Source organism: Foetidibacter luteolus (assembly GCF_009650435.1).
GTDB lineage: Bacteria > Bacteroidota > Bacteroidia > Chitinophagales > Chitinophagaceae > Foetidibacter > Foetidibacter luteolus.
On the sequence record NZ_VVIP01000012.1, the window covers coordinates 37,730 to 50,084 of the forward strand.

At 40.4% G+C, this 12,355-nt stretch carries 5 protein-coding genes; all 5 read right to left on the reverse strand.

The genetic code is table 11. From position 1 onward, the window contains the following. Nucleotides 1-142: 142 nt before the first annotated feature. A complete protein-coding gene (locus F0364_RS03170; protein ID WP_153796301.1) occupies nucleotides 143-1,870 on the reverse strand; it encodes a GMC oxidoreductase in 1,728 nt (575 codons plus the stop codon). Between the two features lie 81 nt (nucleotides 1,871-1,951). Then, on the reverse strand, nucleotides 1,952-2,296 hold the full coding sequence (locus tag F0364_RS03175; RefSeq protein WP_153796302.1) for a hypothetical protein: 345 nt from the start codon (nucleotides 2,294-2,296) through the stop codon (nucleotides 1,952-1,954). Nucleotides 2,297-2,813: 517 nt separating this feature from the next. After that, nucleotides 2,814-4,661: a RagB/SusD family nutrient uptake outer membrane protein gene (locus tag F0364_RS03180; protein WP_153796303.1), complete on the reverse strand. Its 1,848-nt coding sequence runs from the start codon at nucleotides 4,659-4,661 to the stop codon at nucleotides 2,814-2,816. A gap of 21 nt (nucleotides 4,662-4,682) precedes the next feature. Beyond that, on the reverse strand, nucleotides 4,683-7,814 hold the full coding sequence (locus F0364_RS03185; RefSeq protein ID WP_153796304.1) for a SusC/RagA family TonB-linked outer membrane protein: 3,132 nt from the start codon (nucleotides 7,812-7,814) through the stop codon (nucleotides 4,683-4,685). 195 nt (nucleotides 7,815-8,009) lie between these two features. Then, entirely contained in the window at nucleotides 8,010-12,146 is a 4,137-nt protein-coding gene (locus F0364_RS03190) for a hybrid sensor histidine kinase/response regulator transcription factor (protein ID WP_153796305.1), read from the reverse strand. Nucleotides 12,147-12,355: the final 209 nt, after the last annotated feature.

The following is a 12,355-nucleotide window of genomic DNA, read 5'->3' on the forward strand; positions in this document are numbered from 1 at the left end:
TTATTTGATTTAAATGATTTTAATGATTCGCGAATCGGGAGTAAACTGAAATCGTAAGCTTGATAGTTGTCCACTTTCGATTTACGATTCATTACTTACGCTATTCCCCTTGACCATAATCCACTTGCTATGCACCACCCACCTACAAATTCCCTTTCTTCATCTCCTCCACCGCATAATTGGCTGCCCTTGCTGTAAAAGCCATGTATAAAATGCTGGGACTGCCACTGCCGGTACTCGTCATACATGCGCCATCCGTTACAAATACATTTTTGCAGTTATGAAACTGGTTCCATCCGTTAAGTAAAGATGTTTTGGGGTCTTTCCCCATACGGCAACCGCCCATTTCATGAATGTCGCGGCCGGGCGCCCAGTGGTTGTCACCGGTACGTATGTTTTTTACGCCACAGGTTTCAAACATTTCGCTGCCCTGGGTAATAAAGTCTTTCAGCATTCTTTCATCATTATCATCATAGCCTACATTCATTTTCAACAGCGGAATGCCCCACTGGTCTTTCTGATTACCGCTTAGCGCTACATGGTTTTCTTCCCTGGCCACCGTTTCACCCTGTATATACATGTACATGCCCCAGGGGCCGGCTTCGCTCATGGCATTTTTGTAATCAGCTCCAATCTGTACATCCAGCACATCGCCGTTGCCACGGGTTCGGTAACAACCCATGAAAGCCATATAGCCGCCAACAAAATCCATATCATTCTTATGCACATTTCTAAAATTGGCCATCATGCATTCCACCGTACGGCGGCCGTAAAAATATTTGTCTTCATACCCTTCCACATCGCCACCTATGGAGCCCCGGTAATTTTGAAAACATACATACTTACCCAGCAATCCATTGTCGTTGCCAAAACCATGGGGAAAGCGGTTAGAAGTAGAATTTAATAAGACCAGGTTAGTATTCAAGGCTGAAGCGTTCATGAAAATGATGCGGGCAAAATAATCCGTGGTTTTTTTTGTTTGTGCATCAACAATTCTTACACCTACAGCCTTGCCTTTCTGTTCATCATAAATAATGGAATGTACCACAGAAAAAGGCCGTACGGTTAAATTTCCTGTTCTGGCTGCCCAGGGCAGGGTAGAGGAGTTAGAACTGAAATAACCGCCAAAAGGGCATCCCCTCATGCACAAATCCCTTGCCTGGCAGCGGCCGCGGCCCTGCTGCAAATGAATATCTTTCGCTTCTGTTAACTGTGCCCAACGGCCCTGTATCATAAAACGATCTTTGTACCTGCCCAGCAGTTTTTGCCGCATGTCTTTTTCCGGGCAGTTAAAATCAAATGGCGGCAGGTATTCGCCATCCGGCATAGTTTCCAGACCGTCTTTATTACCGCAGATGCCGGCAAACCGCTCCACGTGTGAGTACCAGGGCGCAATATCTTCATAACTTATAGGCCACTCAATTCCATAGCCAAATTTGGCTGGGTTAATAAATTCGTACTTACTCCACCTGGGGCAAGCCCTGCCCCAAATGAGTGATTTACCACCTACCTGGTAGCCTCGAATCCAGTCAAAAGGTTTTTCCTGTATGTAAGGGTGGTCGGCATCTTTGATAAAAAAATGCTGCGTCGTATCATCGTAACCCGCTGCTTTGCTGATAAGCGGGTTTTCTTCCAGTGTTTTTTCTGTTACACTGCCGCGGTATTTAAACTCCCATGGTGCTTTGGTGGCAGTAGGATAATCTTTCAGGTGCTGTACATCGCGGCCACGTTCCAGCACTAACGTTTTAAGTCCGTGCTCACACAGCTCTTTGGCAGCCCAGCCACCGCTGATGCCGCTGCCTACCACTATCGCATCAAATGTATTTTTTGCAATACCACCCGAGTTAATATGTAATGAATCTGTTGGCAAGTTGTAATCGTTTTTTTGTTCGTGGTAAACGTGGGTAATCGTGAACCACAAGTTCTGGTTCCCTTATTACTTATTTCCCCATCATATAAATGACCCTATTTTTTCCAGTAATTCCCTAATACTAAAGGGCTCCTGCTGAAAAACTTTCGTATAATTCTCCAGGTTGTTAAAGTCTAAAGTTAATTCTTCAAAATTTGAAACTACCCTAAATGAGCCTGTCTGTTTGCAAACTTCCTTTAACCCAGGATTGCCAATTTTTCTGAATTTATCAGTAAAATTAAGCAGGTACTTATGGTCAATACTGGTTTTGCTCATTCCTATTTCAAAGCTATTGTGCTCTTCTGCGGCTTTTTTCAAAATTGTATCAATGCCACCTTGCCTTTGCATTTCTTCAAAACTGATTGACAAAATTTTGGTCATATCCATTCCGATGCCAGACGGTATTTTGTGGCCTATTATTTTGCATTAGACTTCTTGCATATATCATTTTTTGTTATTTCGAAGGAGAAATCTATTCATCATCCGATACTAGATGCCTCATTCTTCGGCATGACAAAATCTTTTATGTATAGCAAAATGATTTATGCAAGAGGTCTAATACCAATTTTGTCTATACTGCACACCGCATAAAACTGTGCAAAGAAAAAAAGCCTGGCCGCGTGCTGCCGAATAGAATTACCAGGCGTACAAGTGAGTGACACAACAGGCGCCTCATAGTAGCACTATTGTTGGTCACCAAAAAATTGTTGCACAATTTTACCAGGCAAGCAGTATAACATTCTTAGACGTTAATTTTACTCACAGAATTTTTTTAAAAAGGCCCACAAATAAAACAATAAAATAGGGGCCTTTTAATGATTTAATATAAAGGCCCCCTGTAAAAAAGGACTGCTTATAAATGAGGATAGGATAGAAATCCATTTCCGGAAAAAAGCGCTTTAACTTAATACAGTGGGTTCTGAACCAGTTTATTGTTTCTATTCATTTCATCGGTTTTAATTGGCAGTAAATAAAATCTTGGCAACCACGCTCTTTGCTGACCAATACCCACATTCGTGCCGGGGGTTCTTAAACTTGGAAAACCAGTTGGGTTATAAACGGTGGGCCCTACCGGATTACCGTTTGCGTCTGACGGGTATACGATCTCAACTGTTTTCGCATCTACATAAGCTTGTTCTGCTATCATCCAGCGACGCACATCAAAGAAGCGGTGGTCCTCAAATGCCAATTCAATCTTGCGTTCGTTTCTATAACGGTCTCTTAACGCAATACCAGACTCTGTAATATCCGGCATTTTAGCACGCCGTCTTATTTTATTCAACCACAATTTAGCCTCTCCTTCTTCTCCTAACGCAATACAGGCTTCTGCATAATTCATCACAACTTCTGTATAGCGTATATATCGCCAGGGCAGGTCCTGCTTCACAAACTGCGACTCTATTGTGGGGTCAATAAATTTTTTAAGATAATAAGAAGTATAGGTTCCGTTCCAATCTTCTAATATGCTGTTTCTCGTGTCGAGGCCCCCTATGGAAGTTCCATCAGGTTTCAAAAAATATCCTGTTTGCACAATACCAACAGGGTCTTTGGCTATTGCGGCATTATCATTCCGGGGGCGCCATTTAGCTCCGTCATAGTTGATGGTAGCATAAAAACGGGGATCCCTGTTCTTATATGGGGCGGCTTTATGAGCAGGGTTATTCCAGCTAAACGGGGTGCCATCTATCGTTTCATAAGAATCTGCCATTTGCCCCGTGGGGCAGTTGCTGCCCCAACCATGCCAGCCGTTAGGCGTATTATACAAACCAGGGTTGTAGCCATCCCAATCTTCATTTGTTGCAGGCGTAAAATAACGGATAAAAATATCTTCCGGTGTTGAGCGTTGTAAAAAAATATCAGCGTAATTCTTTGTGGCTTCTTCGGCGGTTGCAGGTGGAGCACCGTCTTTGTATAAGCTATAAACGCCTAAATCCATCACTGCTTTTGCAGCATTTTTGGCGGCTGTCCAACGGGCTGTCCTGTCACCACCGGTATATCCGATCAACTCTTTTTGCGTGAAACCTCCTGCCCATGATCCGTTGCTATTGTAAAAATCACTCGCTGCATACAACAACACCCTGGCTTTTAAAGCCAATGCGGCGCCTTTGGTTGGCCGTCCTAAGTTTTCACCCGTTTGAACCAGCGGAAGCAGGGCTGCAGCGGAATCTAATTGGCTAACAATAAAATTAATGCAATTTTCATAGCTGTCTCTTGGCGCCGTAAAATCTTCGGTAAGTTCGTAAGCTTTTGTTATAATTGGCACCCCCCCGTAAATAGACACAAGGATATGATATAAATGTGCCCGTAAAAAATACACTTCTCCCTTCATTCTGCTTTTCATGGCTGCATCATCTATCGGAGCGTCATCAATATTTTGAAAAAATATATTAGTGGCCCTGATTTGCCTGTATTCATTTTCCCAGCTCATATAGCGTTGCCTTTTGCCAGTCCAATAGTTTAGGTCAAATACAATGAGATCACCAGGGGTAATAAGGCTCTTAACCGCATTTTGTTCGCCGAACTGTGCATTGTAAACAGACTCGTCTACCAGGGAAGACATCATAATATTGCTAAACCCATGTGGAATACCCTGATAGACATTATTTACAAAAGCCTGAATTAGTGATGGATCTTTCCAGGTAGTAGCCTCGTTATATTGCCCTTTTGGTTCCTGGTTTAAAAAATCTTTTTTACAGGAAACCGCTGTTAAGAAAAGCAGCAATACGGATATGATATAGTTAATCTTTTTCATGATCATTTTTTGAAGTTGTCGTTAGAATGTAACAGAAATACCGGTGTTGATTATTTTTTGAATCGGGTAACCTGTACCTGAAGTACTTATGCTATTATTTCGGGCATCTACATTTGCATTGTTAGCCCCCGATTCCGGATCAAAATCTTTTAAGTGGGGTGCGTAAGTAAGAAAGTTAAAAGCGTTTACGTATATCCGTAGGTTTTGAATGCTGGCCTTTCGTAATAATGAAGACGGAAGATTATACCCCAACTCGATGTTTTTTAAACGTATGTAATCGGTTTTATACAGCCAATAGGTATTACCCCTGCTTACCCAGTATTCATTACCACGGTTATATGTTCTCGGCCCTTTTGCGTTGGGGTTTTCCTCCGTCCAGCGATTTTCAGCAAATGACTGTAAAAAATTTCCGATCTCGCCCGACTCGGTATTAATATAACGCACAGCACCAGTTGCGCCCTGTATAAGTAAAGAAAGATCAAACCCTTTATAACCGGCACTAAAAGTTAAACCTCCCGTAAACCTTGGAATATCGGATTTGGTCATACGAATTCTGTCTTTATCATCAATTACACCATCGCCATTGTAGTCTTCGAAAATAATATCCCCCGCCCTGGCCCCTGTAACATGCGGATATTTATCCACTGCCGCCTGGTCTTTGAATACGCCAATAGCATTAAAATATAAACCACTGTAAATAGGATACCCGGTTAACCGCTGGTGCATATAATCGGGAGAAGTTTCTGGTTCGGCCCATTCAACGATTTTATTTTTTTGATAGCCGCCATTCAAGCCAATCTGGTAGGTAAATGCACCGCCCTTGTTTTTATAATCAATACTAAAATCAAATCCTTTGTTGGCCATCTTACCAATATTCTCTCTGGGAAGCCTCATGCCGGCAGAAAGGGGCACAGTGGCTCCGCGTTCCCAAAGAATATTTGACCTGGTATAATTAAAATAGTCGGCGGTGATAGAAAGCCTGTTATTTAAAAGCGTGGCATCAAATCCTATATTGGCCTGATCTGCTATTTCCCATGATACTGCTTTATTAGGAACTACGTTTTCAAACAATGCGGGGTTTTGCAAGCTATTGTTGGTTACAAAAGGCACCGAATTTTGATTATATAATGCGAGGTATTGCCATTCAGGTATCTGATCATTACCTGTTCTGCCCCATGAGCCTCTTATTTTCAAAGAATTGATAAAGGAAACATTATCTCTGAAGAAATTTTCTTCAGAAATTTTATATCCAAGGGAGATACCGGGAAAAAATCCAAACCGTGTAGCTTCTTCAAATATGTAGGAACCCTGGTACCGCCATACAAATTCTGCCAGGTATTTTTCTTTATAATTATAATTTACTCTTCCAAAATAATTTAGCCGTGCATTAGTAAATGAAGAACCCCCATTACTTAGATCTGTATTAATAGGCCCAGCCCAAAGCTGATCAACAGAAGGCGACGCAAAATCTTTCCGGTAGGCATTAAAATTATCGCCTTTTCCTTCAATTTTTTCCGCACCTGCCAGCACATTTATATAATGTGTTCCGATTTTTTTTTCATAGCTCACCAATCCATTTAAAAGGGTGTTTTGATTGTCTTCCATTTCTTCAAACAGATCGGGATTAGCAAAACCTTTTTTAGACCTGGTTAACTTTGGCTGGCCGTTTTCATCAAACCCATCGAATGAATAGAGGTACCATGGCGTTCTCCATCTTTTGTGGAAACGGAAACCTTTATCTAACGCTGCATTTCCGGTTAAAGAAAGCCCGCTAACCCAGGGAACCTTAACCACCACTTTTGCATTGGAGTTTAATACATATCTTTTGTCATGATCGTAACCGGTAGCCTTCGTGCTAACTACTACCGGGTTATCACCGTATTCAATATCCGGCCCTGGTGTGCCGTTCGGCCAATAAGCAGTGGCATTGGGTTTACCCCTCATTACCATTCTAAAAATATCACCCGCACCACGCACAGGAAAATTCCTGTCTTCATTTCTACCTGATATATCTACCGCAATACTGATGTATTTATTAATAGTTGCGTCGAGGTTACTTCTGATGTCGTACTGATTATATTTTGTTCCGCTGTTATAATAAAACCCATCCTGGCTTCTTCTTGAAAGTGATATAAAGTATTTAACAGCTTCTCCGCCACCATTTACTGATACGTTACCATAGTTTTGACCCGACCAGGGTTTTAATACTTCATGAAACCAGTCGGTGTTTGGGTGCGTCCAGGGGCTGGACCCATCAGCGTATTTTTTTAGGTCTTCATCTGAATATACCGCCGTTCTTCCTGCATATTTTGCAATTTCATTAACCATAGTAGCATAGGTTACCGCATCTGCCATTTTAGGTAAAACTGTTGGTCTTCCCCATCCCTGGTTAAAGCTGGCAGTTACCGTAGGTTTGCCGGTTTTACCCCTTTTGGTTGTGATAAGAATTACGCCATTAGCTGCCTGCGCACCATAAATGGCTGCAGAAGCGTCCTTTAACACAGAGATGTTTTCAATGGTACTGGGGTCAATACGGTCTAATGATCGTCCAGGCACCCCGTCTACAACTACTAAAGGATTATTATTATTTAAGGTATTAACGCCGCGTATCCGCAATACTGAACCATCATAACCGGGTTCGCTTGAGGGGGTTACCGATACCAGGCCGGGTAAACGCCCTGCTAAGCTGTTACTTACATTGGTGGCGGGCGATTTTATAAGCTCGGAACCCTTAACCGCGCTAACCGAACCCGTTAAGGTGGCTTTTTTTTGAACTCCATAGCCTATCACTACCACCTCGCCCAATTGCCCGCTTGTGGCTTGTAGATTTACATCGATAGAAGAACGGTTATCAATTTTTACTTCCAGGGTGCCGTATCCAACATTGGTAAAAACCAGGGTGCCATTTGCAGGAGCAGAAATAGTATACCTCCCCTGATCATTGGTTTGTGTGGCCGTGGAAGTGCCTTTTACTTGTACCGTTACGTTGGCGAGAACTGAGTCACCAGAGCTTACTTTGCCTGTGACCGTAGTTTGAGCAAATAATGAGGACGAAACAGTTAAAAAAAAGATTAAAAAGAAAAGCCGCAGTTTATCACATGAAAACACATGGGAAAAACATACGTTTTTCCTGTTTGGCAAGCAAATGCGCATACAGTTAGTTTTTTAATTGTGTAATAAAAAATCGTTTGTGTTTCTTTTCAGAACAGCATCATTTGTTTAGTTGCAATTAAATAGTCCGTTTTGATCGAAACAGCTTAAAATTAGAGAGGGCCTGCCTGCAACAACGGTGTAGTATGTTTCTTTAAAGGGGTTAATTTGTAACAGGCAACAGAAAATTTGCTGTTTTTAGGGAAGATCTGCCTGAAAACTGGTGTTCTCTTTGCGAGCCTGCTGGTATTGGGATGGGAGCATTTTGAATTCTTGCTTGAAAAATTTAGTAAACTTCTTTGGGTCATTAAAGCCAACTTCGTACGCTATCTCCGCAATGGTAAGTAGTTGGCTTTCCCTTAGTAATTGTGCCCCCCTTTTAATTCTTACAACCCGGATATATTCTAAAGGCGTTAAGCCGGTAAGGGCAATTAATTTACGATACAATACCACGCGGCTCATACACAGTTCTTTACTCAAAGCCTCTACGGTAAACTCGGGATTTGACAGGTTTTTCTCCACGACTTCCAACAGATTTTTCTTCAAAACTTCCTCAGCAGGCGTTAGTTTAACATCGGTTGGGGTAACCTGGTCTTTCTTTTTTAAAAGGTCTTGCTGAATTTTTTTTCTGTCTGATAAGATATTTTGTATTCTTGAGGCCAGAATTTCAAAAGTAAAAGGCTTGGTTACATAATCACTAATGCCCAATCGATAGCCTTCCATCTGCATTTCATTATTTCCCACGGCTGTTAATAGAATTATAGGGATGTGAGCCGTTATTGGGTCAGCCTTTATTTTACGAGACAATTCGATCCCGTTCATTACCGGCATCATTAGATCACTTACTATAAGATCAGGTTGATAGTGTTTTATTTTATTCCATGCTTCAACACCGTTACAGGCTTCCAGTGTGTGATAAAGTGAATTAAGATTATCTTTTAAATAAAACCGAAAGTCTTCGTTATCCTCTACAAGCAAAATTTTTTGAGTCGTTTTTCTCCGTACAGGTTCATTCTGAAGTTCCGGTAAAAAAGGAGGCGTGCTTTGAATTGTTTCACTATTAGAACTAAGATTTACAACCGGCTGATTTGATTTTTGAACAGGGATAGTTATTATAAATGTAGTACCTTTTTCAGGCTCACTTACAACATTGATCGTGCCTTTATGAAGCCGGACAAACTCTTTGGTAATGGCAAGGCCAATACCGGTGCCGTGATTGAGTAAATTACCTGCAACATCATTTTGAAAGAACGGTTCGAAGATTTTTTCGTGTTTGTCAGCAGGAATGCCGATTCCGGTATCTTTCACAATTAGCTCAATGCTAACTTCATTTTGTATATTTTCCATTTGGTAGTGGGCTTCTACCGCAACCCGGCCAAAATCGGGTGTATATTTAAAAGCATTGGAAAGCAGGTTAAAAATAATTTTTTCCAGCTTGTCTTTGTCAAAACAGGCCCGGCAAGAATCTACATTAGACTCGAAACAAAACGCTATATTTTTTTTCTCTGCAATATCGGAGAAGGATATGCAAGTTTGCCGTACAAATTTTATGATATCGTCTTCGGATAAGTTCAATTGAAATTCCTGAACTTCCATTTTTCTAAAATCAAGGAGCTGGTTTACCAGGTTCAGCAAGCGCTTGGCATTTCGTTTTATTAATAGAATCTTTTGTTTCTGCTGTGGTTCCGAAACAGCTTCTGCCAGATCCTGTATCGGAGAAAGAATCAGGTTTAAGGGCGTTCGAAATTCATGGCTCACATTCGTAAGAAACTTTGTTTTCATGGCATCTAATGCCTGCATACGTTCCGTTTCCTTTATTTGATGCATCATCCGAAACCGCATATGGGCCCTTTCTATTGTAATGCGCCTGGCAAAATATAAAATGGCTATAACAACCAGCACATATACTGCAAAGGCAAAAGGCGTTCTCCAAAGCGGTGGGTTAATGATTATTCGTAAAGATTTCTCTGTTTTGCCTGCTTCCAGATTAGTGTTAAAAGTTTTTACCTTAAATGTATATGTTCCCGGACCCAGGTTAGTGTATGTTGCTTTCTTATTATCATCATTAACAATCACCCAATTCTTATTAAAGCCTTCCAACTTATAAGCGTATTTGTTACTATAGGAAGGGTTTAGGTTGGCAAACTCTATTGAAAATATGTCTTCATTATGATTAAGGCTAATTTCCTCTGTAAAGGTTAATGCCTTCTTCAAAATAACATGACCATTTATTTTCTCACCCGGCTTTAGGCTTTCGTTAAACAGATCAATATTGGTAAATACTAAATTCGGTACAATCTCCTTCGCATTTATTTTTTCCGGGTTTATCCAATTAATTCCGTGCAGGCCTCCAACCAATATTGCTCCATTGCCGGTAATCATTGCAGCGTTTTCGTTAAACACGTTGCCTTGCAAATTGTTCTCTTCACTATAGTTCTCTATAGCGAAAGAAACTTTCCCGTTCCGGTTTTTAATTTTCAACCGCGACAATCCTTTAAGAGTGGAGACCCACAAATCTCCTTGTTTATCCTCAATTATATTGGATATGAGATTATCTGGTAAGCCGTTCGAAGTAAAAAACCGTTGAAACCTTTTTGTGTTTTGGTCAAAAACATTCAAGCCGCTTTTGGTACCAACCCATATTAATCCCCGCCTGTCTTCCAAAATGTCTGTAACTAAAGGATGGCTTAAACTATTGGGGCCGGTTGCCGATGCATAATGCGTAAACTTATTTTGCGTCTCATCAAGCACTTCTATTCCGTTGGCCGTACCCATCCAAAGATTGCCTTGCGTATCTTTTTTAATAACGGATACATAGTTGGAATGAAGCGGGTATGCCGTTCCCGGTGTTGCCGGGTAATGGTAGAATTTGTTTGTACGCTTATCGAATTTATCAAGTCCTTTCGACATTGTTCCAATCCATAAGGCATTTTCTCCATCTTCCAGGATATGCCATACCCTATTATCTGCAAGAGAAGCAGGGTCGTTGGCATTATGTTTATAATGGGTGAATGTTTTTCCGTCAAAACAGTCAAGCCCTCCCAAATAAGTTCCAATCCAAAGTTTTCCCTCCCTGTCATAACAAAGACTAACAACAACGTTATTCGTTAAACTATTTGAGTTTGAGTGGTTATTCAAATACTGAATAAACTTGTTGCCGACCCGGTCAAAATATAACAGTCCTCCACCATCAGTGCCTATCCATATATTTCCTTTTTTATCTTCTGCAAAGCAGTTCACGTCATTAAATGGAAGCGAATAATGGTCTTCGGGATCATGTTTTAATAAAACAAACCTGGAAATATTCTGATCAAAATAACTAACTCCCTGCTTACAAGTACCAACCCAAATTATTTCTTTATCGTCTTTATAAAGTGTGGTAACACTATTATCATATGAAGGAAGATTTTTGGTCGGCTTATTTATATACTCAATTTGTGAATTATCACTTTCATTAATGAGATTAATGCCACCATGATCAGCGCCGATCCATATAACTCCTTTTTCATCCTGCACAATGCCAAAAATCACGTTGCTATTTAGCCGGAAAGTTTTACTGGCAGCCGTAAAGTGTGTTATCGTGTTTGCATCATTATCAATTTTATACACCCCGTTTGGCTCACCGTTTGCCCATGCCCATATTTTGTTGAGCCGGTCGGTAAATAATTTATAGTTATAAACCGGTTGTTTATTTACGAGGAGGCTATTGCGTTTTTTTATTTTTAAATTTCCGTCAATTTGAACTAATAGACCTGTTGAGTAAATCAACCAGAAATTTCCATCCGTATCCTCTTTTATAGCAGTAATAGTGCCATAGGAAGCCAAAGCTTTATCATCGAAATAAGTGAGCTTGTTATTTGATGAGGAGTATTTGTATAAACCATCAGTATGATAAAGAAACCAATAATTTCCTTTCTTATCTTTTTCTATTGAAATAACTTTTTTCTGTGGCAACGACAGCCTTTTTAAATAACGCTTATAATCCCTGTCGAAATTATCCGTGAACGGATCAAATATAACAGCGCCTTCTTTTGACGCTATCCATAATTTTTGACCTGGTAGTGGAAAAATAGCCTGAACATCATTGTCGTGTAAGGAATTGTTATCAGAAGGGTTATTTAGATACAGTTTATTTTTAGAACCGTCAAAGCGATTGAGGCCGGCAAAAGTTCCAATCCATACAAAACCGATGCTATCCCTGAAAACAGTATTTACCCAATTATGAGAAAGGCCATTTTGAGTACTTAATTCAGAAAACTTATATGCATTTGACTGCGCTTTTGCAGAATAAACGCAAAAGGCTAAAAAGTATAAAAGGAAATATAAACATCTCATAAATAAGCAGCCGCTGATAAATTGACAAGTTTCTTTGAAGAAACCTCTGAACTAATTTAGTATTATTTACAAAATCCCAACGAATAAAAAATGTATTCAGACTACAATTGCTACAGTCAGATTCATATCATTCGTATAATCCGGTTATACTTTATTGTCCGCGAAGCGTATACGTTTTGCCAGTTCCTTAAAATAATCCCTTTACCAGA

What these genes read in the sequence shown, in the direction of transcription:
- F0364_RS03180 (WP_153796303.1), bottom strand. Translation starts at nt 4,661, where the DNA reads ATGAAAAAGATTAACTATATCATATCCGTATTGCTGCTTTTCTTAACA.
- F0364_RS03185 (WP_153796304.1), bottom strand. Translation starts at nt 7,814, where the DNA reads ATGCGCATTTGCTTGCCAAACAGGAAAAACGTATGTTTTTCCCATGTG.
- F0364_RS03190 (WP_153796305.1), bottom strand. Translation starts at nt 12,146, where the DNA reads ATGAGATGTTTATATTTCCTTTTATACTTTTTAGCCTTTTGCGTTTAT.
- F0364_RS03175 (WP_153796302.1), bottom strand. Translation starts at nt 2,296, where the DNA reads ATGGATATGACCAAAATTTTGTCAATCAGTTTTGAAGAAATGCAAAGG.